Raw genomic sequence first — 22853 nt, forward strand, 5'->3', positions numbered from 1 at the left:
GTTCGCTACGCAGGCAACTCATGACTGACCACGCACCGCCCGCATCATGTCCCACATGGGCGTGAAGATACCGAGCGCCAGCACCAGCACCATGACGGCGACGATGCCGATCAGGATGGGTTCGATGCGGGCGGTGAGACTCTTGAGGTCGTAGTCCACCTCCCGCTCGTAGTATTCCGCCGCCTCGTGCAGCAGATCGTCCACCTGGCCCGTCTCCTCCCCCACCGCGATCATCTGCATCACCAATGGGGTAAACAGGCCGCTGCCACCTGCGATGCGCAGCAGGCTTTCCCCCCGCTCGATCCCGGCACGCATGTCGCGGATCCGGTCCGCCATCCAGGCGTTGTCCACCGCATCCGCCACCAGGGTCAGCGCCTGGTTCAGCGGCACCCCGGCCTTGAGCATCATGGAGAAACTGCGGGCGAAGCGCGCCAGCAGGGAGCGCTCTATGATGGTGCCGACGATGGGCAGGCGCAGCTGCCACCTGTGCCAGGTCAGCTTGCCCCGGGTCGTGGCGACCCAGCGCCGCCAGCCGATGACGGCACCCGCTAGGATGGCGAGCAGCAGCCACCAGTAGTGAACGAAGAAGTGGGAGGTAGCGAGCAGGATCCGGGTCGCCAGCGGCAGCTCCACCCCGAACTTGGCAAACATGCCGGCAAACACCGGGATCACCATGATGTTGAGGATCACCATGGCGATGGCGATGGCAGCCATCACGAAGCTGGGATAGCGCATGGCGGTCTTGATCCGCTTGCGGGTCTCCAGCTCCAGATCGAAATAGTTGGCGAGCTGCAGGAAGGCCTCTTCCAGCTGACCCGTGTTCTCCCCCACGTGGATGATGGAGACAAACAGGCTGCTGAACACCTTGGGATGGGATTGCATGGCGCTCGACAGGGGGCGTCCGTTGCCGAGATCTTCCCCCAGCGCGTGCAGCGCCCGCTTCAGCGGCTTGCTGTGGGTGCTATCCTCCAGCCCGGCGATGGCCCGCAGTATGGGGATGCCGGCCCGGGTCAGGGCGTACATCTGGCGACTGAACACCACCAGCTCTTCGAGCTTGACGCTGCCCTCCAGCAGCAGGGACCAGTCGATGCTGGCGGATTTCGCCCTGCCGGGTTTGAGCTCGGTCGGCATCACGCCACGGTGCATCAGCTGCTCGGCGGCCGCCATCTCGCTCGCCGCCTCCAGGCTGCCGCTGACGGCATTGCCCTGACTGTCGCGTCCCTTGTAGTTGAAGCTGCTCATGGCTTAGCCCAGATCCTCCGCGAGCCTGAGCACCTCGTCCACCGAGGTGATCCCCTCGCGGGCGTAGTCCAGTGCCGTCAGGGCCAGGGGCCGGTAGTGCTCGTGTTCGCGCGCCGCCCGGGCGAAGCCCTCCGCATCGTTGCGGCGCAGGGCATCCATCATGGGTTGATCCAGCTCCAGCAGCTCGTAGACCCCGATCCGGCCGGAATAACCGGTGAAGTTGCAACTCTGGCAGCCACGCCCCTTGTGATAGACATGCTGGCCCGGCGCCTCGCCGGAGAGCACGGAGAGCCAGGTGGCCTGCCCCTCGTCCGGCGGGCTCACCTCGACGCAGTGCTCGCACACCCGTCGCACCAGGCGCTGGGCCACCACGGCCCGCAGCGCACTCGCCACCAGATAGCCGGGGGCTCCCATGTCGATGAGGCGCAGGGCACTGGTCACCGCGTCGTTGGTGTGCAGGGTGGTCAGCACCAGGTGACCGGTGATGGCGCCGCGCAGACCGATCTCCACCGTCTCGTTGTCCCGCATCTCCCCCACCAGCAGGATATCCGGATCCTGGCGCAGGGTGGAGCGCAGCACCTGGGAGAAGGTGAGGCCGATCTTGGCGTTGACCTGCACCTGGTTGATGCGTGGCAACCGGTATTCCACCGGGTCTTCCACCGTGATGATCTTGTGGCTGGCCTGATTGAGTTCGGAGAGGGCGCCATACAGGGTGGTGGTCTTGCCGCTCCCCGTGGGGCCCGTCACCAGGATCATGCCGTGGGGGCGTTTGAGCTGACGCCGGAAGCGGGTCAGGATCGCCGGCGGCATGCCGGTATCCGCCAGCGACAAGATGCCGGAGGATTGATCCAGCAGACGCATCACCACGGATTCCCCGTACTGCACCGGCATGGTCGACATCCGCACGTCCACGTCGCGCCCGCGCACCTTCATGTTGAAGCGGCCATCCTGGGGCAGCCGTTTCTCGGAGATGTCGAGCCCGGCCACCAGCTTGAGGCGCAGCACCAGCGCCTGGGCGATGCGCACCTCGTTCAGCACGTTCTCGTGCAAGATGCCGTCGATCCGCTGGCGGATGCGCAGCACCTTCTCGTCCGGCTCGATATGGATGTCCGATGCCCCGACCTGCACCGCGTCCTCGAACAGGGAGCGCAAGAGCTTGGCCACCGTCGCCTCCCCCTCGTCGGCCCCGCCGTTGAGGTTGCTGGCCCCGAGCTCGAAGCCCGTATCCTGATGCTCCTCGTGCAGCTGCACCGCGAAGTTTTCAATCTCCCGGGTGCGCCGGTAGAGGCGGTCGAAATACTCCAGCAGCTGGCCTTCCCGCGCCACCGCCAGCACCAGTTCGCGCGGGCTCAGCAGGGCGGCGATGGCGTCGAGGGCGCTGAGGTCGGCAGGATCCGACATGGCCACCGTCACCTTGTCATCGCTCTGGTTCACCGCCAGCGCCCGGTAGCGACGGGCCTGCACCTCGGGCAACAGGGCCACGGCTGCCGCGTCTATGGTGAGATTGTTGAGGTCGAAGAAGGGCACATCCAGCTGGCGGGCGAGGAATTGCAGCAACTGCACCTCGCTGATGAAGCCAAGATCGATGAGGGTGGTCCCCAGCTTGCGGCCGGTCTGCCGCTGCTGCTGCAGGGCGAGCTGGAGCTGGTCATCGGAGATGATCTGCTCTTGCACCAGCAGGTCGCCGAGCCGCATTTTCAGTCTGGGTTGTGCCATGGCTACTCCGAAAAAGTGAACACTGCCCCTAGGGGGCGAGTTGGGCGATGCGCTGATCCAGCCACTGGCTGGAGGCTTCGCCGAGGTTGCCGTGCAACTGGGCATTGCGATAGGCATCCAGTGCCTGCTGGCGATGGCCCTGGCCATCCTCCGCCACGCCGAGACCGAGCCACCAGCGACCCTGATCCGGCTGCTGGCGCAGCAACTTGACGTAGAGATCCGCCGCCTGGGCATTCTGTCCCAGCTCCTGGGTCAAGCCGGCCCAGGTGGCGTAGTAATCGAGGTTGGCGGCAAGATCCGGCTGATAACCGGCCAGCCAGTCCAGCGCCTTCCGGCGATCCCCGGCACTGATGGCCACCCGCGCCAGCAGCAGGCGAAAATCGGCCTGCCGCGGCTCCAGTCTGAGCCCCTCTTCCAGCACCTGGTTCGCCTCGTTCAGGCGCCCCTCGCCGTAGAGCAGCGCCGCCAGCTGTTCGCGGGCCCCCTGGTTGTGGGGATCGTGCACCAGCACCTGGTAGTAGTTGTCCTGCGCCGCCCGCATATCCCCCTTGGCCATGGCCGTGGTGGCCTTGCGCTCGGCCAGGGTCGCCAGCTCCGGCTCGGAGAGGTCCACCTGTTCAATCCTGAGCACCCCGGGCTTGCGGGGCGGAGCCGCCGCCTCCCGCTCGGCTGCGAGTTCGGCCTGCAGATCCGGTTGCAACTCTTCGTCGCTCGGCACCGTCTCGCCTTCGGCCAGCAGTGCATCCCCGCTGGGGTCGATCCCCTCATCCGCCGGGGGAAGCGCCTCCCCGTCGGCCTCGTCCATTTCGCTCCGAGTCGTGGCCAGCGCCAGGGCTGCCGGGACGCCTAGTTCGCCTTCCGCTTCCGGCGGCTCAGCGGTGCTGGCGGCTGCCGACATCGGCACACCGGCCAGCGTTTTGGCAGCGGAAGATGCTGCCGGTGCAGATTCCACTGCGCTGACTGGCTGTGAAATGGCGGCCAAGGCAGCAGGAGTCTCTGCCTGATGGCTCTGCTGCCAGTAGATCCAGGTGCGCCAACCAAGGATCCCGAGTGCCAGTCCGCACATCAGGGTCAATGCCAGCATCCACCAGCCTTGCTGGCGAGGGGGCGCCACGTAGACGGCGGTTCCCTCCCCCGGTTGACGCTGCTCCAGATCCTTGAGCATCTGATTGATCACGCTCATGACCAGACTCCATAAGCCAGGGCTCCGCCCAGCAGCAACAGCAGCGGCCACCAGCGGATGAATGAAAAGTGGCTGGCATCCTCGGTATCCCGGATGGCGAGGCGCATCAGCTTGCCGCCTATCTGCCGCTCACCCCGGCCATAGGCCAGCATCAGGCACTTCTGGGCCAGCACGTTGATGAGGCGCGGCACCCCGCGAGACGCTCGCCACAGCAGACGCAGGGCGCGCCGACCGAAGAGGGATGCCCCGCGATAACCGGCGGCGTGCAGTCGATGCTCCACATAGGCACGGGTCTCGTCGAGGCACAGGGCCCGCAGGCAGTAGGAGAAGCCGATGCGCTGGCGCAGCTGGCGCAGATGGGGCTTGGCCAGGCGGGCATCCAGCTCGGGCTGGCCGAACAGCACGATCTGCAGCAACTTGCAGGACTCCGTCTCCAGGTTGCCGAACAGCCGGATCGCCTCCAGGGTGTCGTCCGGCAAGGCCTGGGCCTCGTCGATCAGTACCACCACCCGCTGACCCTGCTGGTGCAGAGCGATGAGATGGCGATGGATGCGATCGGTGAGATCCAGCTCGCTGCCATCCCGTACCGCCAGACCCAGCTCCAGCGCCAGGGCGATGCGCAGCTCGGCGGGGTTGAGGTGGGGGTTTGGCAGCCAGGCCAGACGCACGGGCTGCGCCTCCGAGCCGAGCTCGGTCAGCAACTTGCGGCACAGCAGGGTCTTGCCGGTGCCCACCTCGCCGGTCACCTTGATGAACCCCTCCCCCTGGGCCAGCGCCCAGTTCAGCACCTGCAGGGCCTCTTCATGGGGCGGCAGGCCGTAGTAGAGGCTGGTGTTCGGGGTGAGGGCGAAGGGCGCCTCCCGCAGGCCGAAGTGGCTCAGGTACATGAGGCCTCCCCGCACCCTTCACGGCCAGCGCGGCTCAGGCCAAAGGAATTCCCCCGCAGGCCGAAGTGGCTCAGGTACATGAGGCCTCCCGGGGCCGGGAGGCGGAAGAAGCGAGTCGCTGCACTCTCATGGCTTAGCCCTTGGGCGGGTACCACTTGTCGAGCAGTTCGGAGGAGCGCTGCAACTCGTTCTGCCAGGTGCCCTTCTCCACCACGGTGGGCTTGAGCATGATCACCAGCTCCACCTTCTTGGTGCTCTCGCGGCGGTTGGTGAAGGCTTCACCGACCCAGGGGATGTCGCCGAGCAGGGGCACCTTGCTGACGATCTCCTGCTTGTCGGTCTTCATCAAACCGCCGATGACGACGATGTCACCGTTGTTGGCCTGCACCACGGTATCCGACTCGCGGATGGAGCTCTTGGCCAGCGGCAGCACCAGAGGAGCGGCGGTGCCGACGTTGATGGTCTTGCTCTGCTCCTCGGTGTCGATGACCGAGGGGTGGATGTGCAGCAACACCCGGCCCGCCTCATCGATCTGCGGCGTCACGTCCAGGGCGATGCCGGAGAAGAAGGGGGTCAGCTCCACGTTGGGGGTGACGATGGGCGCGGAGTTGCCCGAGGTAGTGGTGGTGGTGGAGGCGTTGGTGACAAAGTATTCATCCGTCCCCACCTTGATCACCGCCTTCTGGTTGTTGGTCGCAGTCACCCGGGGGCTGGAGAGCGTGTTCACGTCCCCCTGGGTCTTGAGCAGGCTGACCGCCACGTTGAAGTTGCCGTCCGAGATGGTGAAGCCGGCACCGCCTCCCAGAGCCCGGAAGATCTGGTTCGGGGTGCTGGCGATGGGGCTTTTCAGCAAGGAACCGCCGCCGGTGATCCCCTTACCACCATCCCAGCTGGCGGAGAGGCCGCTCCAGTCCACCCCCTGCTCGTAGCCTTCGTTGAGGGAGACCTCGAGGATCCGCGCCTCCAGCACCACCTGGCGCTTGAGGTGTTCACCGGATTGCTCGAGGAACTCGCGCACCGCCTTGAGCTCCTTGGGGTAAGCCCGCACCGTCACCAGGCCGGCCTGAGGGCTGGTGATGATGGCCCGGCCTTCACCGTTGCCGACCAGGGTCTGCAGGGAGTCCCTCAGATCGGTCCAGTAGTCGTTGTTGCTGTCCGTCTCGATCCGGGTGCCGTTACTGTTGGTGTTGTTGTCACCGTTGTCGGAGGAGCCGAAGTTGTTGTTGCCGCTGTTGTTCAGGCCGTTGTCGAAGTTGTTGTTATTGCCGTTATTGTTGTTGTCGTTCGCGGTCACGCCGCCGGTACTGACCGAGGTGCGGGAGAGGCCACGGCGGGCCATCATCAGGTAGTTAACCGGGATGGTCTCGGTGCGAAGACCGGCGGGATAGATGTGGAACACGTTGCCCTTGCGCTGCACATCGAAGCCGTACATGTCCCCCACGGTGGCGAGGGCCTCCTGCAGGGTCACATCCTTGAGCTCCACCGAGATGGAACCCGCCACCCCGGGATGCACCGCCACGCTGTAGCGGGAGCCCTTGAACAGGGAGCCGAAGAACTCGACCGCATCCACGTCATGGGCCGCGATCCGCAGCCGTTTCTCGGGGATGGCCATCGGCTGCTGGGGGCGATTGAGCTGCAGCAGCTCGCTTTGCACCGAGGGGGGCAAGGTCGTCAGAGGGGTGGTCGGAGCCTGCTCCGCCATGGCCTGCTTGAGGGCATCCTTGGCCTGCACCGGCTCAGGGTGCTTGTAGGTTGTGCAACCCGCTACCGCCAACGCGAGGGGAAGCAGACAGAAATGGTGTTTTTTCATGTAATTAGCGCACCTGACTCGCAATTAAACTCGACAAACCCGGCCCATGACATCCCGCACGGTGCCGATTTACATCCGTATCTTGCTACCAAACAGGGTCAGCGACTGACGCTTGCCACCCTTCTCCAATACCACGGCATCGGCGCTGATGGCGACCAGCTGGTAACCCTCTATCCGCTGACCGACCCGGTAGCTCTGGCCATTGATCACCGCGAGGGCGGGACCGTTGCCGATGATGATGCTCTGCAGCCTCGGCACGCCGGCCGTGGCGGACGGGTTCGCCCCCTTGCCGGCACTCATTCCCGCCAGCGGGGCCGTCGGATCCTGCAATACCTCGGCCAGGGCCAGGGGGCTCAGCAGGCAGGTCCACAGCAGACACCAGGCCGAGCCTGACATCCATGGAATATTGTTTTTATTTATCAGCATGTTAGCCACGGATAAACTCCTTGCTGGTGCTGAGGGTGTAGATCTCCATCATCACCGCGGCCTTGGGGTGTTCCTCCACCCTGTAGTCGAACCTCTGCCAATAGAAGTGACGGGGCAATGCCTCCAGCGCCTTCAGATACTGGTAGACATCGAAGTAACCCCCCTCCAGCTGGAGACGGATCCCGTGTCTGAACAGGTTGACCTTCTGCTCTCCCGCCATCAGGGGTTCAGGTTTAAGCGAGGTCAGGGACAGCATGTGCAGATTGGCGGAGCGGGACAGCAGGGCCTCCAGCACGGCGGGCATCTCCCGGGCCGGGATCAGATCCACCGTCTGGGCCTTGAGCTCGGCATCCAGCCTGGCGAGATCCGCGTCTACCCGCGCCAGCTGCTCACGCACCTGAGCATTGGGATCCCGTGCCAGCCTGGCCTGCTTGCCCTGATTCTCGAGGTCGAGGATCTCCAGATCCCGCTGGGCGGCGGTCAGGGCGGCGCGATCCTGGCTCAGCCGGGTGTCGGCCGCATCCAGCCAGCCGTAGATCCCGATGGCCCCGGCCAGCACCAGGCCGGTCAGCAGGATCAGTACCCGCTCTCGCAAGCTGAGGGCGGCCACTTTCTGGGCCCATGCCTGCCACTGTGCTTTCAACTCCATCAGGGCTTCTCCTGCTCGATGCCGCTGAGCTGGAAGGCCAGTTGGCCCTCCTTGTCCCGGCTCAGGGTCAGCTCACCGAACTGCTTGCCCGCCAGGGACGGCGTCTGTTTGAAACGGTTCACCCAGGCGGGCACATCCTGACTGCGCTCGGCGAAGCCGGAGAGGTTGATGTGCCCCTCGCTGATCTCGATCCGTTGCAGGGAGAGACGGGCATCCCGCAGGCGGGCGAGATCCGCCATCAAGCCGGCGTAACCCTGGGATTTTTGCAAGGAGAGGTAGCCAAGCTGCTGCATCAGCCCCTGCCTGGCACTCAGCTCCTCCTGCCGGCTGACCAGCTGTTGTTGCAACTGGGTATCGGCCTGATGGCGGGCAAGCTCGGCGTCCAGGCGCTGGGCTTCCCCGCGTTTGACATCGAGCGCCACCCGCAGTTGTCCCAGCTCGCGGCTGACCCCCTGTTGCTGCCAGCCATAGAAGGCAGCGACGACGAGCAGCAGCAGCAGGGCACTGCCCCAGGCCAAGGCCATCTGGTTGAGGCTGGCCCACTGGCGCTTGGGCCTGAACTCGGCCCCGTATAGGTTGATATGACGCTTCATCATTCGCACCTGCCCAGGGCTGCGCCACAAGTCAAAAGAGACTCAACTCCGGCCGGGCATGTGCCGTTCAGGGTCGATGAATTGACAGCCTGCATCATCGCTCACCTCCCAGGGCGGCACCGTAGGCCGAGAGATACTCAACCCCGGCAAGGACCGCCTTGTTGGCCATGGCAGACACTGGGAAGCCGAAGGCCTGTTCCAGATGACGCACCAGATGGCCAATGGAGGAGGAGGCGATGGCGAGCTGCATCTGGCCGGGCTCAGGCAGCTTGAGCTGGCCGGCGAGATAGTCGATGGAGCGCTGGATCTCGAGGGCCAACCCATCGAGCAGATCGGGATCCGGCTCCTGGCCGCCGGTGAGGCTGCCGAAGCCGCGCAACTGGCGCGAGAAGCAGAGCCCCCCCTGATGAAACACCAGCAGTTGCAGATCCTGCCCCTTTGGCTGCCAGAGCAGGATACGCACCGTCTGATCCGCCTCGTACAGGGCCGTCATGGCCAGCTCGTCGCTGACGATGGCGTCCAGCCGCGCCACCCCGTTGACGGCATCCGCCAACTGTTGCACCCGGCTCTTGGGCAGGCAGATCACATTGACCCTGGGCCGGCCGGCCGGCGGGGTCGGCAGGTCCACATAGTCCATGGCAAGCTGGAGCACGGGTTCGTTGACGAAATCCTTGATGGCCCAGGGCAGGGCCCCCGCCATCTCGGCATCGGGCACGGCGGGTTTGTCTATCTGGATCTGTTGATAAAGGCTGGCGGCCAGCGCCACCCGCACCTTAGACTTGGCCAGCCCATGCTGGCCGAACAGCTCGCCCATGGCCTGGGCCCACTCGTGGGGGCCATTGATGGCACGGCTGATGAAGAGGGGGCGTGGCTCCACACAGGCCAGCAGGATGCGATCGCTGGCCAACAGGAGTCCGACCTGATGGCTGGGAAGCGAACGACGGAAAAGTGATTTCATCGAGACCGGTCCTGGCTGCGTGAAACGGATTAAACCTTAACATAAACAGGCTATTAGCTTCCATATTTATGAAAGATGATGCATGGCAGGGCACTGCGCTGCCCCAGACCGAGGCGCCCCTCATCCCCTCCCCTCTGTACCCCGTTCAGCATCCCTTGCTGGATGTCCACAGGGTCAGGCTCTGGTGCAAACGGGACGATCTCATCCACCCGACCCTCTCCGGCAACAAATGGAGAAAGCTCAAATACCATCTGTTGCAGGCAAAGCGGGAGGGGAAACATCACCTGCTCTCGTTTGGTGGTGCCTACTCCAATCACATCCATGCACTGGCGGCGGCGGGCCACCGCGCCGGACTGCGCACCACGGGCATCATACGCGGTGAAGCCGACTCAGTCAGCAACTCCACCCTTCGAGCCGCCAGCGAGTGGGGCATGACCCTCCAGTTCGTGGACCGACAGAGCTACCGGCGACGCCAGGACCCCGAATGGCTGGCTCAGTTTGAGACCCAAGATACCCTGATTGTCCCCGAAGGGGGAAGTAGCCCCCTGGCCATTCCCGGCGTGGCCGAACTGGTGGCCGAGGTGCCCTTCTCGCCGGATCTCTGGGTATTGCCCTGCGCCAGTGGCGGTACCCTCGCGGGGCTGGTTGCGGGCAAACGGGAAGCGGAACAGATACTGGCCATCGCCGTGCTCAAGGGTGGCGCCTTCATTCATGACGAGGTGTGCCGGCTTCATCCCCCGGCCGCCAGCACCTCGGGCTGGCGCATCGCACTGGATCACCACGACGGAGGCTATGCCAGATTCAGCCGGGAGATGTGGCAGTGGGTGCAGGCATTCGGTGCCCAGACCGGCCTGCCGCTGGAACCCATCTACAGCGGCAAGGCGATCTGGGGACTGTTTCGGGAGCTGGCGGCGGGTCACATTCCCCGTGGCAGCGAGATTGTCTTCATCCACACCGGCGGTCTGCAGGGGCTGGCAGGCCTGAGAGAGCAGGGTCGCCTCTGAAGGTTGCCCCAGACATGGCGGGCCCTTGAGAAGGTAACGCCGCCGAGACGGTTCAGACGCTGGCGGCTTCCGCCGGCAGCCGGCTGGGCTCGGCGAACCAGGGTCCCTGCCCCGCATGCACGCCAAGGTGGCGCAACATCTTCCACTCGTCGCCACTCTCCACCCCCACCGCAATCACCCGGGTCTGGGTATTGGCACAGCCCCCCACCAGGCTGCGCACCGCCATCTGGTTGACCTGACGCAGGTGGATCTCCCGCACCAGGCTGGGGTGCAACCTGAGGAAGTTGATCTCGAACTCCTTGATGTATTGGGTGCTCACCACATCCTGGCCCGCATGATCGATAGCCAGCTGGCAACCCAGCATGCGCAGTGCCCGCAGCGGTCGCTTGAGGGCCTCGTAGTGACGGGTCACCTGGGCCTCCGACAACTGCAACACCAGGGTCTGGTTGGTGCTGCGCGGCAGTTGGAACAGGTCGAAGAAGAGCTCGCGCTGGAACTCCCGGTTGAGCAGGCTCTGGGCACAGAGGGAGAGGCTGATGGGGCAACCGCCTTCCGGGCGCTGGCGCAGCAGACGCAAGGTGCGGGCGACCACCAGTTTGTCCAGCGGCAACAGCAGCCCGGCTTTCTCCGCCATCGGCATGAAGACCCCGGCCTGCAGCTCCCGCTCATGTTCATCCTGGATGCGGATCAGCAGTTCCTGCTGCAAGATCACCTGATCCTGCTCCTGCTGGACAGGTTGCAGATAGAAGTGGATCCCCTGCTCCTCGATGCGACGGGTGATCAGGGTCCGCCAGCGTACCGTCCCCTTGCTGCTCCCCTCCTCATCCAGGGATTTCTCGAACAGGAACCAACCACTGTGGCCCTGCAAGCGGGCACTCTTGAGCGCCAGTTCTGCTTCTTCCTGCACCTTGAGCAGTGAATCCTGTGCCTGATAGCAGACCGCGCCGAGATAAATGGCGGTTTCGACGTTGACCGCTTCCGGCCAATGCAGGCGCTGCAGGCTCTTGAGCAGCTGGCCGGCGCCATCGACCATCTCGCTCTCTGACATGTTGGGCAACAGCACGGCGAACACCTGGCCGGCATAGCGGGCCTGAAGAGCGCCGCTGTGCTTGCGCACGAAGGTACCGATGGAGGCGCTCGCCTCCATCAGCAGCTCCTGGCTGGGGCGCCCCGTCAGTTCGGGATCCAGCTCCTCCAGCCCGGCCAGTTCGATCAGCATGACACCACCGCTGATCACGCTCGCCTCCATGATGGCGCTCTCCATCCGGTTGTCGAAGAACAGGCGGTTGCCAATGCCGGTCACCTTGTCGACGAAGGCATTGCTGCGGATGAAGTTGTCGAAGCGGCTGCGCTCCTTGCGGGCATCGGCCAGATCCGCCAGCAGATGATTGAGTGCCTGGCTGGCGGAGACGGGCCACTCGTCGGCCGGATCGTGAGCCAGCTTGCCGAGTTTGCCATCCAGAATAAGCTGGGCCCGCTCGGCCAGGAGCTCGGCCCCGCGCAGTTGCAGCCGCAGCCAGCGAATGGAGTACCAGAGCCCGAACACGACTATGGTCACCCCGAGGGAGATACCGGACATGGCCTGCATGGAGTATTCAAACTCCTTGAACGGCCGCTCCAGCTTGAACTCGGCCCGCATGCCGCTCTGATGGGGGATCGCCTTGCTGTAGGGGATCAGCAGGCTCTCGTCGGTCTGCTGTTGCACATCGCGAAACCAGTAGACCCGCTGCTTGTCCTGGCGGATCTCCAGCTCGACCACGTGGGAGGCACGCAGCAGGGAGGGCAGCCAGCGGGCCAGATCCTGGGGATCGTCGGCGGCCCCCACCTGCTTGTCGATGATCTCCACCAGGGAGTCGACCCGGTTCTGCTGCAGCTCCATCCCCATCTGACGAAAGCTGAACACCCCGCCGAGCAGCACCATGGTCATGGCCAGGATCACGCACAGCGTAATAAAAGAGACGAGTTGAGTGGTCAGTTTCATGTGTCTTTCCGTAGCCGACGGCATCCATTAGGGCATCATGGTATCAGCCTTGGCCAAAACCCGCCTATGGATGAAGATCCCGCTTCGTAATTAAATGGCGGCAAGGAGACGAGCGTTGACGGTGCAGGCCAGACAGCAGACGGATGAGAGGGGAAAAGCGGGCAGAAAAATGGTCCCGCAGAGGGGACCAAAAGAAACACTCAATATCAAAACTAACACTCTGTGCTACTGACAAAAATAGATACAGGAGTATTGAACACACGGTGAGTCAAACCGCGGGGCTACTCTAAACCAGTTCGGATAAGCTGGACAATTGTCACTTATGACAGGTTCACGATTGAATCTTAACCACTAAATGCGACTAAACCATAATTTATCAATGACTTAGCAATTAAACACTCAAAGATTTTTTGCATTTATCAAATTGAAACAACTAATGAACCAGGGTGAGCCGCCTTGATGTTGCGCCTCCATGTTCAAGCAGGTTGATGTGAAACGCCTCACTTCTCGACTCAGCTTGCGGTAATGAGTCCTCCCCGCCCCCATCAACTCTCCATTTGCCCCCTGGCAATGACACTGTCCTCCTGGCTGCGGGATAGCGCCACTTTGTTGCCCACCCGCGGATACGCCGCAACGCATGCCCACCAGCGGATTTTGCACAGATCCCGCGGGAAAAATGCTGCGTCCTGCCGGCAACTACCCTTATCATGTGCGAATTCGCCATGGTCCATGACGGACTGTCCTGTCCCCGTCGGTCACCGCCGACCCGAGATGAGAACTACCGCCTATGAAGTCATTTATCCGGCAAGAGCTTGCCCTGCCCGTCAGCCTGCTGACCCTGCTGTTCTTCAAGACACAAGGCAGCGATCTGCTGACGGAGGCCACTCCCCTTGCCATCTATCTGCCGGTCTCCCTGGCCCTGCTCGCCATCGTCACCTGGGCCATCTTCTCCGTCGTGCGACACTCCGATGCCCTGGCCATCAAGCTGGGCGAACCCTTTGGCACCCTGATCCTGACCCTGTCGGTCATCTCCCTCGAAGTGGTGATGATCTCCTCCGTCATGCTGACCGGCAAACCCAACCCCGAGATGGCGCGAGACACCATGTTCGCCGTGGTGATGCTGGTCACCAACGGCCTGGTGGGTTTCACCCTGCTGTTCGGAGGCTGGCGCTACCACACCCAGAGCTTCAACCTCGACGGCGTGAAATCCTACCTGGTGGCCATCATCCCTCTGGCGCTGCTCTGTCTGGTGCTGCCGAACTTCACCGAAGGGGGCAACCTTGGCAGCATGTCCCGTGCCATGTCCTGGATGCTGATCATCATCTCCATCCTGCTCTACGGCGTCTTCCTGCTGATCCAGACCCGCAGCCACAGCCACTTCTTCGTCGACAGCGATCACGAGGATCATGAAGAGCACCACGGCCCGCTGCAGAGCAACGTCTACCACACCCTGCTGCTGCTCGCCTACCTGGTGGTGGTGATCCTGCTGGCCAAGACCCTCGCCATCCCCATCAATCACGGGGTCCATGTGATGGATGCGCCAGCCGCGCTGGGGGGCTTCATCGTCGCCTGTATCGTGCTGGCCCCCGAGGCCGTTGGCGCCATCAAGGCCGCCTTCAACAACCAGCTGCAGCGCGCCATGAACCTCTACTTCGGTTCCGTGCTGGCCACCATAGCACTCACCGTGCCCGCCGTGCTGTTCATCGGTACCCTGATAGATCAGGAGGTCCGCCTCGGCCTCTCTGCCGCCGACATGGTGCTGCTCATCACCACCCTCATGGTCTGCAAGGTCACCTTCAGCAGCGGCCGTACCAATGCCCTCCATGGCGCCACCCATCTGGTGCTGTTCGTGGTCTACCTGTTCCTGATGTTCGAGCGGAGCTGACCCGACCAACAATGAAAAGACCGCCCTCGAGGCGGTCTTTTGTTATGGGGCTCTCTTCCCCTCTCCAATCAAGAAAGAAAGAGGGAGAAAGCAGCTTAGAGACTGGGCAGTACCCCGGCCAGGATCAGATCGTTATAGCTGGCACGGCCCAGCAGGACGACGGCGGCTTCAATGTCCGGGGCGAAGTATCTGTCCTTGTCGTAGAAGCTGACTTCTGCACGCAGCCGGCCCTTGGCCAGTTCGATGAGTTCGGTGCTGCGCAGGGGTGCACGGAAATCCAACCCCTGGGCCGCCGCCAGCAATTCGACGGCCAGGATGCCGCGGGTGTTCTCGGCCATGTCCGCCAGACGGCGACCGGCGAAAGTGGCCATGGAGACGTGATCCTCCTGGTTCGCCGAAGTAGGCAGGCTGTCCACCGAGGCCGGGTGGGCCAGGGTCTTGTTCTCGGAGGCCAGCGCCGCCGAGGTGACCTGGGCAATCATGAAGCCCGAGTTCACCCCGCCGTTGTTCACCAGAAATGCCGGCAAACCGGACATGCGGGAGTCGATCAGCAGCGCCATGCGCCGCTCGGAAAGCGATCCTATCTCGGCGATGGCCAGTGCCAGATTGTCGGCGGCGAAGGCCACGGGCTCGGCGTGGAAGTTGCCGCCGGAGAGGATCTCCTCGTCATCGGCAAACACCAGAGGGTTGTCGGAAACCGCATTGGCCTCGCACACCAGCACCTCGGCAGCCTGACGGATCTGGGTCAGACAGGCCCCCATCACCTGGGGCTGGCAGCGCAGGGAGTAGGGATCCTGCACCTTCTCGCAGTTGTGGTGGGACATGCCGATCTCGCTGCCATCCACCAGCAGATGGCGATAGCAGGCAGCCGCGTCGATCTGGCCGCGCTGGCCGCGCACCGCGTGGATACGGGCATCGAACGGACGGCGGCTGCCGAGTGCCGCTTCCACGCTCATGGCACCGATAGTGATGGCGCCTGCGTAGAGATCCTCAGCGTGGAACAAGCCCTCCAGCGCGAAGGCGGTGCTGGCCTGGGTGCCGTTGAGCAGGGCCAGCCCCTCTTTGGGAGCCAGGGAGATGGGTGACAGCCCCGCAATCTTGAGCGCGGCAGCGGCATCCAGCAGCTCCCCCTTGTGGCGGGCCTTGCCCTCACCGATGAGCAGACAGCTCATATGGGCCAGGGGAGCCAGATCGCCAGAGGCACCGACTGAACCCTTCTTCGGCACCACGGGATAGACCTCGGCATTGATGAGCCGCATCAGGGCCTGCAGCACGTCCAGCCGGATCCCGGAGAAGCCGCGGGCCAGGGAGTTGACCTTGAGCACCATCATCAGCCGCACGGTGGCGTCATCCATGTACTCGCCGATCCCCGCCGCGTGGGACAGCACGATGGAGCGTTGCAGCTCATCGAGCTGCTCCACCGGGATGCGGGTGTTCGCCAACAGACCGAAACCGGTGTTGATGCCGTAGACCACGCGGTTTTGCTCGATCACCTTGGTCACGACCGCAGCCGAGGCTTCAATGGCGGGTCTGGCGGACGGATCCAGGCTGATATGAACCGGCTCGCGGCTGACGCGGCGCAGGGTGGCGAGGGTCAGCTCACCGGGCAATAGATTGAGTTCAAACATCTTGTTTCACCCCTTTGCCAGCTGAAGTCAGCATGGGCAGATCCAGTTTCGCCTCATGGGCACAATCGATGGCGATCTCGTAGCCTGCATCCGCATGACGCATCACACCGGTAGCCGGATCGTTGCGCAGCACCCGGCCGACCCGCTTGGCGGCATCATCCGTGCCGTCACAGACGATCACCACGCCGGAATGCTGGGAGAAGCCCATGCCCACGCCACCACCGTGGTGCAGGGAGACCCAGGTCGCACCGCCTGCGGTATTGAGCAGGGCGTTGAGCAAGGGCCAGTCGGAAACCGCATCCGAGCCATCCATCATGGATTCCGTTTCACGGTTAGGGCTCGCCACCGAGCCGGAGTCCAGGTGATCGCGACCGATGACCACGGGGGCCTTCAGCTCGCCGTTTTTCACCATCTCGTTGAAGGCAAGACCGAGACGCACCCGATCCTTGACCCCGACCCAGCAGATCCGTGCCGGCAGACCCTGGAAGGCGATGCGCTCGCGGGCCATGTCGAGCCAGTTGTGCAGATGAGGATCGTCCGGGATCAACTCTTTCACCTTCTGATCCGTCTTGTAGATATCCTCCGGATCCCCGGACAGGGCCACCCAGCGGAACGGGCCTATCCCTTCGCAGAACAGCGGGCGAATATAGGCGGGCACGAAGCCGGGGAAGTCGAAGGCGTTCTTCACCCCCTCCTCCAGCGCCATCTGGCGGATATTGTTGCCGTAATCCAGCGTCGCGGCACCGCGGGCCTGCAGGGTCAGCATGGCTTCGACCTGACGGGCCATGGAGTGGCGGGCGGCCTGGTTCACCTCCTGGGGCGCGGTTTTTTGCAGCTCACGCCACTGGGAAACGCTCCAGCCCTGAGGCAGGTAGCCGTGAATGGGGTCATGGGCGGAGGTCTGGTCGGTCACCACGTCCGGGGTGATGCCACGGGCCACCAGCTCGGCGAACACATCGGCAGCGTTGCCGAGCAGGCCGACGGAGACGGCAGTGCCGCTGCGTTTGGCCTCCTCGACCATGGCCAGCGCCTCGTCCAGGCTGTGAGCCTTCTTGTCCACATAACGGGTCTTCAAGCGAAAATCGATGCGGGTCTCGTCGCACTCCACCGCGATCATGGAGAAGCCCGCCATGGTGGCCGCCAGGGGCTGGGCGCCGCCCATGCCGCCGAGGCCACCGGTCAGGATCCAGCGACCCGCCGGCTTGCCGTCGAAGTGCTGGTTCGCCACCGCGAAGAAGGTCTCGTAGGTGCCCTGGACTATGCCCTGGGTGCCGATGTAGATCCAGGAACCGGCAGTCATCTGGCCGTACATCATCAAGCCCTTCTTATCGAGCTCGTTGAAGTGTTCCCAGTTCGCCCAGTGGGGCACCAGGTTGGAGTTGGCGATCAGCACCCGGGGCGCATCCTTGTGGGTCTGGAACACCCCGACCGGCTTGCCGGATTGCACCAGCAGGGTCTGATCCTCCTCCAGCCGCGTCAGCACCTCGACGATCTTGTCGTAACAGGCCCAGTTGCGGGCGGCGCGTCCGATGCCGCCGTACACCACCAGAGACTGGGGATGCTCGGCCACTTCCGGATCCAGGTTGTTCATCAGCATCCGCAGGGGCGCCTCGGTGAGCCAGCTCTTGGCGGTCAGCTCGGTGCCGCGCGGGGCGCGGATCACGCGGTTCGGATCGTGGCGGGGATCCTGATGTTGTACAGACATAGACACTCCTTGTTTATCGATACGGTCAGGCGATGCGGCGCATCGCTACTTGGTTAACTGGTGGACCAGACGCGCGGCCACGCGGGCGCTGCGGTTGTCCTGATCCAGACTCGGGTTGTACTCGGCCAGATCGGCGAGCCTGAGCTTGCCGCTGGCCCGGATATGGGCGATCAGGGGTTCGATGACTGCCAGCTCGACCCCACGGGCGGCGGGAGCGCTCACTCCCGGCATCACGGCCGCCGGCAGCACATCGAGATCGATGGTGAGATAGAGGTGATCGCAGCGGGAGATAAAGGCGTCCAGCCCGTTCAGCAACTCGGGCAGCTCGGACGGGGTCATGGCCTCATCCAATACGTGCCAGACCCCCAATGCCTGAGCTCTGGCAAAGAGCGCCGCCGTGTTGGCGGTCTCCGCCACTCCGAGGCAGGCGTAGTGGAACGCCGAGCCCTGGGCGGCGCACTGCTCGGCAATCTGGAAGAAGGGGGTGCCGGAGCTCGCCTGCTCCCCTTTCATGCGCAGGTCGAAGTGAGCATCCAGGTTGATGATCCCCACTCTCCCCTGCTGCTCCAGATGACGATTGAGGCCGCTCCAGCTGCCAAAGGCCACCTCGTGCCCCCCGCCGAGCACCAACGGAAAATGTCCCTCACCCAGCAGACGGGCAACCCGCTCTGCCAGCCGGTCGTGGGCGACGTCGAGATCGCCGTCTTCACAGGCCAGATCCCCGCTGTCGTAAACCGGTTGGCTCAGATGCCAGGCGCTGTTGGCCAACATTTTGCGGATAGCCTGAGGCGCAGCAGCGGCGCCCACTCGCCCCTTGTTGCGGCGCACCCCTTCGTCGCAGGCGAAACCCACCAGGGCCACACCGGGAGCTGCGTCCTCTTGCCAAGGCAAGACGTTGTCATGCCAGCGTCGTGCCAGCTCGCCATCTTCCGGATCCTGACGCCCCTGCCAGACCGACATGTCGACCGGATAGTGCTTATCCATGAAGCGTCTCCTCGCCGTTGAATACCCGGCAGACCAGCTGATCGACACCGACGAGATAGCTGATCTCTGCCGGATGGGCACAGTTCCAGACGAGGAAATCGGCCTGCATGCCCACTCTCAACTGGCCCAGCCGCTCCTGCTCGCCGAGAGCCCTGGCCGCATGGCGGGTCACCCCGGCCATGGCTTCGAGCGGCGTCAGACCGAACAGAGTGCACGCCATGTTCATGGCCATGCGCAAAGAGACGATGGGAGCCGTGCCCGGGTTGATATCGGAGGAGACCGCCATGGGCACCCCGGCCCGGCGCAGCGCCTCGACGGGGGGCAGCTTGGTCTCTTTCAGGAAGTAGAACGCAGTGGGCAGCAGGGTTGCGACCACCCCGCGGTGGGCAAGCGCCTGGATCCCGGCAGAGTCCAGATGCTCCAGATGATCCACCGACAGCGCGCCGAAGTGGGCGGCGAGCGTGCTGCCCCCCAGGTTGGAGAGCTGCTCCATGTGCCCCTTCACCGCGAGATCGTATTGATTGGCCGCCAGATAGACCTGCTCGGTCTGGGCAAGGGAGAAACCGATGTGCTCGCAGAAGACGTCCACCGCATCCGCCAGCCCCGCCTCGGCGGCGGCCGGGATGATCTCTTGGCAGATGGTCTCCACCCAGGAGTCGGGATCATCGCGATACTCGTGAGGCACCGCATGGGCCGCCAGCAGGGTGGTCTTGACCCGGATGGGCTGCAACTCCCCCAATCTGCGGGCAACCCGCAGCATCTTGAGCTCATCCGCCAGGGTGAGGCCATAGCCGGACTTGATCTCCACCGTGGTGACCCCTTCCCGGATCAGGGACTTGATCCTCGGCAGTGCCAGCTCATAAAGCTGATCCTCGCTGGCGGCGCGGGTGGCCCGCACCGTGCTGAGGATACCGCCCCCCTTGCGGGCAATCTCGGCATAGGGCACACCCTTCTGACGCTGTTCAAACTCCTCGGCGCGACTGCCGGCAAAGATGAGATGGGTATGGCAATCGATGAGGCCCGGCGTGACCAGCCGGCCCTTCATATCGCGCCAGTGAGCCGGATAGGGCCCCTTGCTGACGAGGGGAAGGTCCTGCATGGGCACCAGGGCGTGGATCTTGCCGTCATGGATCCCCAGGGCATGGGGTTCCAGCAGGCCGTAGTCCGCCAGATCCGGGCGCAGGGTGGCGGGCGTCACGTTGAGCCAGACCCGCTCGCAGTTCAACAGTTCCTTGTTCATAGCGACCTCAAATGTATATACAATAATTTATAGCCGATCTCGAACGAGAAAGATAGGATCTATTTCACATCTTGATAACAGCCTGTTGATTAGAGTTTAGGCACAAAAAAGCCCACCGGATGGGTGGGCTTGTTTAGTACTATTTGTATATACAGCTAGCTGAGTTGAGTCTTTGAACTCAACTTGTAGCGAGAACCGGGTGACAGCAATCTGGCGTAGGAAACCAGATAACCGTCCGACCAGGTACGCCTGTGCAGCAGCAGGCAGGGTGTATCGACCCGCACCTGCAGCAACCCCGCTTCACCGGCGCTCGGCAACACGGCCTCCACCACATGCTCCATCTCCGAGAGAGGGCAGACTTCCATCAGATAGCTGTTCGGGGTCTGGCGAGTGAAGTCCTGACCGCCATAGTCCGGCAGGCGCTCCGCATCGACGAAACGCTCCTCCAGCTGCAACGGCTCCCCATCCGCCTGATGGACGATGAGGCTGTGGAAGGTGGGTGCCCCCACCCGCAACCCGAGCCGCACCGCCACCTTCTCGTCGGCAACCTGGCGCTGCAGACGAATAACCCGGGCGCTGTACTGGCTGCCCCGCTCGGTGATCTCGTCGGCGATATTGCGAATGGCCAGCAGCGGGGATTCTGCCCGTCTGTCCGCCACGAAGCTGCCGGAACCGGCGGTACGCACCAGCCAACCTTCGGCCACCAGCTCCCGCAGTGCCTTGTTGACCGTCATCCGGCTCACGGCAAACTGCTCACACAGGGCCGCCTCGGTCGGGATCCTGTCCCCCGCCTGATAGTGGCGTTCGCGGATCCCGTCGAGGATATGTTGCTTGATCTGCAGATAGAGGGCTGGAGCCAAAGACGGGATCCTCAGCGGCGGCGGGGCGGACGGGTGTCCGGCCAGGCGCGGTAGACGTCGGCAATCTGATCCGGGCCGCTGATGCAGAGATCCAGATCGTGCAGCAGGCCGTCCTTGATCCCGTAGATCCAGCCGTGCACCGCCAGTTCCTGCCCCTTGCGCCAGGCGTTTTGGATGATGGTGGTGTGGCAGACGTTGGCCACCTGCTCGGCCACGTTCAGCTCGCACAGGTAGTCGTGGCGCTCGTGCTCGTCTTCGATGGCATCGAGCTGCTCACGGTACTTGAAGTAGACATCCTTGATGTTACGTAGCCAGTTGTCGATGAGGCCCAGCTCAGTGTTCTTCATGGCGGCCAGCACACCGCCACAACCGTAGTGGCCGCAGACGATGATGTGTTTCACCTTGAGCACCTCGACCGCATATTGCAGCACGGAGAGGCAGTTGAAGTCGGTGTGTACCACCAGGTTGGCGACGTTGCGGTGAACGAACACGTCCCCCGGTAACAGCCCCATCAGCTGGTTCGCGGGCACCCGGCTGTCGGAGCAACCGATCCAGAGATATTCAGGCGCCTGCTGGGCGGAAAGGGTCGCGAAGAACTCGGGATCCTCGGCCTTGATCTGCTCCGCCCACTCGCGGTTATTGGTAAACAAGTCGTTTAACAGTTTCACTTCAACTCTCCCTAGAGTGTTAACGACGGCAACATAACACATTCAAGGCCATTGGGGGCACAGCGTCACCACTGATCCGAGCTGGTAACGCAGATACAAAAACAGGGCCATCAGGCCCTGCTTCGTCTCGGGAGTGCCCTCAGGCATCCATGGCATCTTTCAGCTTCTTGAGCGCATTCTTCTCGAGCTGACGCACCCGCTCTGCGGAGACGCCATAGGTATCGGCCAGCTCCTGCAACGTGGTCTTGCTCTCTTCATCCAGCCAACGAGCGCGGATGATGTGTTGGCTGCGCTCATCCAGGGTCGCCATAGCCGCACTCAGACGACGGGTGGCGTGGTTGTCCCAGTTGTCGTTCTCGATGGTGGCAGCGAGATCGGAAGATTTGTCTTCCAGATAGTGAACCGGGGCGAAGCCACCCTCGTCTTCATCGTCGCCGACCAGATCGAAGGCCTGATCGTAGTTGCTCATCCGCGCTTCCATCTCGGTCACGTCGGACGGAGACACGCCCAGCTCGGCAGCAACGGCCTGCACCTCGTCATGGCTGAACCAGCCCAGACGCTTCTTGGATTTGCGCAGGTTGAAGAAGAGCTTGCGCTGGGCCTTGGTGGTCGCCACCTTGACCATGCGCCAGTTGCGCAGCACATATTCGTGGATCTCGGCCTTGATCCAGTGCACGGCGAAGGAGACCAGACGCACGCCGACACTCGGGTCGAAGCGCTTGACGGCCTTCATCAGGCCGATATTGCCTTCCTGCACCAGATCGGCCTGGGGCAGACCATAGCCGGCATAGCTCTTGGCCACGTGAACAACAAAACGCAGGTGAGACATGACCAGCTGACGGGCAGCCTCGAGATCGCCACCCTGCTGCAAACGCGTCGCCAGTTCACACTCTTCCTCTGCGCTCAGCACAGGAATCGAGTTAACTGCCTGGATATAGCCTTCCAGACTACCTTGCGGGATCAGGGCCATAGTGCGTTGCAATGAAGTTCCCATGTTCTACCTCTTACTTTTCAATCGAATCAGTCTAACACCCTGAGAGGGTCTGTCTACTGACCGGATGCCATTCTGGGGCCTGAATCAAACATCGGCGGCCACAGCGCGAACCCGGCTTATCTTAGGACTGGGGGATGAATCATAAATGAACAATCAAAAAAAAGGGGTCACAGTAAAGGACCCCTGAAAAGTAGCATGCTAAGTCCATTGTTGCGGAGCTCGCAACCTTCACATGCTTGCCAAGTCAGACGAGCAAGGCAGAGGGGCCATACCCGTATACATTCTGTCGCACTTAATAGACTGCTTATAAATCAAAAGGTTCACGGGACTCAGATAAGATCCTGCGATCAGGTATCATTCAGATTACTCTGAGAAACTGGCCCGTGCCAGAAACGGGCCCTTCTTTTACTTGATCCAGTTCTCAAAATCCAGCGCTTTGC

Annotated in this window: 19 protein-coding genes; 2 read left to right on the plus strand and 17 right to left on the minus strand. The window is 63.1% G+C overall.

All coding sequences use genetic code 11. From position 1 onward, the window contains the following. Positions 1–18 precede the first annotated feature (18 nt). From ACW5W7_RS18990 to ACW5W7_RS19030, 9 genes are all read right to left on the minus strand, one after another. Positions 19–1242 carry a type II secretion system F family protein gene (locus ACW5W7_RS18990; protein ID WP_456502714.1) on the minus strand — a complete coding sequence of 408 codons (1224 nt, stop codon included), beginning with the start codon at positions 1240–1242 and terminating at the stop codon, positions 19–21. Positions 1243–1245: 3 nt separating this feature from the next. After that, a complete protein-coding gene (gene mshE, locus ACW5W7_RS18995) occupies positions 1246–2958 on the minus strand; it encodes an MSHA fimbrial ATPase MshE (RefSeq protein ID WP_456502715.1) in 1713 nt (570 codons plus the stop codon). 28 nt (positions 2959–2986) lie between these two features. Continuing rightward, positions 2987–4141: a tetratricopeptide repeat protein gene (locus ACW5W7_RS19000; protein WP_456502716.1), complete on the minus strand. Its 1155-nt coding sequence runs from the start codon at positions 4139–4141 to the stop codon at positions 2987–2989. Next, entirely contained in the window at positions 4138–5028 is an 891-nt protein-coding gene (locus ACW5W7_RS19005) for an ExeA family protein (RefSeq protein WP_456502717.1), read from the minus strand. The genes ACW5W7_RS19000 and ACW5W7_RS19005 overlap by 4 nt, the downstream gene beginning before the upstream one ends. Positions 5029–5161: 133 nt before the next feature. Next, the gene (mshL, locus tag ACW5W7_RS19010) at positions 5162–6838 is read right to left on the minus strand and encodes a pilus (MSHA type) biogenesis protein MshL (RefSeq protein WP_349920698.1); all 1677 of its coding nucleotides are present in this window, start codon (positions 6836–6838) and stop codon (positions 5162–5164) included. Between the two features lie 69 nt (positions 6839–6907). After that, positions 6908–7264, minus strand: coding sequence for a SctD/MshK family protein (locus ACW5W7_RS19015; RefSeq protein ID WP_456502744.1), 357 nt, complete (start codon positions 7262–7264; stop codon positions 6908–6910). 1 nt (position 7265) lies between these two features. Next, complete coding sequence (pilO, locus tag ACW5W7_RS19020; protein WP_349920697.1) at positions 7266–7913, minus strand: type 4a pilus biogenesis protein PilO; 648 nt, start codon at positions 7911–7913, stop codon at positions 7266–7268. After that, a complete protein-coding gene (locus ACW5W7_RS19025) occupies positions 7913–8506 on the minus strand; it encodes a PilN domain-containing protein (RefSeq protein ID WP_456502718.1) in 594 nt (197 codons plus the stop codon). Before ACW5W7_RS19025 ends, pilO begins: the two co-directional genes overlap by 1 nt. 94 nt (positions 8507–8600) lie before the next feature. After that, the gene (locus tag ACW5W7_RS19030) at positions 8601–9464 is read right to left on the minus strand and encodes an MSHA biogenesis protein MshI (RefSeq protein WP_456502719.1); all 864 of its coding nucleotides are present in this window, start codon (positions 9462–9464) and stop codon (positions 8601–8603) included. A gap of 68 nt (positions 9465–9532) precedes the next feature. Between ACW5W7_RS19030 and ACW5W7_RS19035 the strand changes: the two genes are divergently transcribed. Beyond that, positions 9533–10468 carry a 1-aminocyclopropane-1-carboxylate deaminase/D-cysteine desulfhydrase gene (locus ACW5W7_RS19035; protein ID WP_456502720.1) on the plus strand — a complete coding sequence of 312 codons (936 nt, stop codon included), beginning with the start codon at positions 9533–9535 and terminating at the stop codon, positions 10466–10468. A gap of 52 nt (positions 10469–10520) precedes the next feature. On the opposite strand, the gene ACW5W7_RS19040 is transcribed toward ACW5W7_RS19035, so the two are convergent. Beyond that, positions 10521–12449: an EAL domain-containing protein gene (locus ACW5W7_RS19040; RefSeq protein WP_456502721.1), complete on the minus strand. Its 1929-nt coding sequence runs from the start codon at positions 12447–12449 to the stop codon at positions 10521–10523. Between the two features lie 787 nt (positions 12450–13236). On the opposite strand from ACW5W7_RS19040, the gene ACW5W7_RS19045 reads away from it, so the two are divergent. After that, positions 13237–14334 (plus strand): calcium:proton antiporter, encoded by a 1098-nt coding sequence (locus tag ACW5W7_RS19045; protein ID WP_456502722.1) that lies wholly within the window; start codon positions 13237–13239, stop codon positions 14332–14334. Between the two features lie 95 nt (positions 14335–14429). On the opposite strand, the gene hutH is transcribed toward ACW5W7_RS19045, so the two are convergent. The 7 genes from hutH to rpoH all read right to left on the minus strand — a co-directional run bounded on the left by hutH (position 14430) and on the right by rpoH (position 22413). Beyond that, positions 14430–15962, minus strand: coding sequence for a histidine ammonia-lyase (gene hutH / locus ACW5W7_RS19050; protein WP_456502723.1), 1533 nt, complete (start codon positions 15960–15962; stop codon positions 14430–14432). Continuing rightward, positions 15955–17667 (minus strand): urocanate hydratase, encoded by a 1713-nt coding sequence (hutU, locus tag ACW5W7_RS19055; protein ID WP_456502724.1) that lies wholly within the window; start codon positions 17665–17667, stop codon positions 15955–15957. The genes hutH and hutU overlap by 8 nt, the downstream gene beginning before the upstream one ends. Positions 17668–17712: 45 nt before the next feature. Continuing rightward, positions 17713–18651 carry a formimidoylglutamase gene (gene hutG, locus ACW5W7_RS19060; protein WP_456502725.1) on the minus strand — a complete coding sequence of 313 codons (939 nt, stop codon included), beginning with the start codon at positions 18649–18651 and terminating at the stop codon, positions 17713–17715. Further along, positions 18644–19891, minus strand: a complete 1248-nt coding sequence (hutI, locus tag ACW5W7_RS19065) for an imidazolonepropionase (RefSeq protein WP_456502726.1) — start codon at positions 19889–19891, stop codon at positions 18644–18646. Before hutI ends, hutG begins: the two co-directional genes overlap by 8 nt. Before the next feature lie 155 nt (positions 19892–20046). After that, complete coding sequence (hutC, locus tag ACW5W7_RS19070; protein ID WP_456502727.1) at positions 20047–20751, minus strand: histidine utilization repressor; 705 nt, start codon at positions 20749–20751, stop codon at positions 20047–20049. Between the two features lie 11 nt (positions 20752–20762). After that, positions 20763–21419 carry a carbonate dehydratase gene (gene can, locus ACW5W7_RS19075; RefSeq protein WP_349920686.1) on the minus strand — a complete coding sequence of 219 codons (657 nt, stop codon included), beginning with the start codon at positions 21417–21419 and terminating at the stop codon, positions 20763–20765. Positions 21420–21558: 139 nt separating this feature from the next. Further along, positions 21559–22413 carry an RNA polymerase sigma factor RpoH gene (rpoH, locus tag ACW5W7_RS19080; RefSeq protein ID WP_456502728.1) on the minus strand — a complete coding sequence of 285 codons (855 nt, stop codon included), beginning with the start codon at positions 22411–22413 and terminating at the stop codon, positions 21559–21561. Between the last annotated feature and the right edge of the window lie 440 nt (positions 22414–22853).

It is taken from the genome of Aeromonas intestinalis (assembly GCF_054052485.1).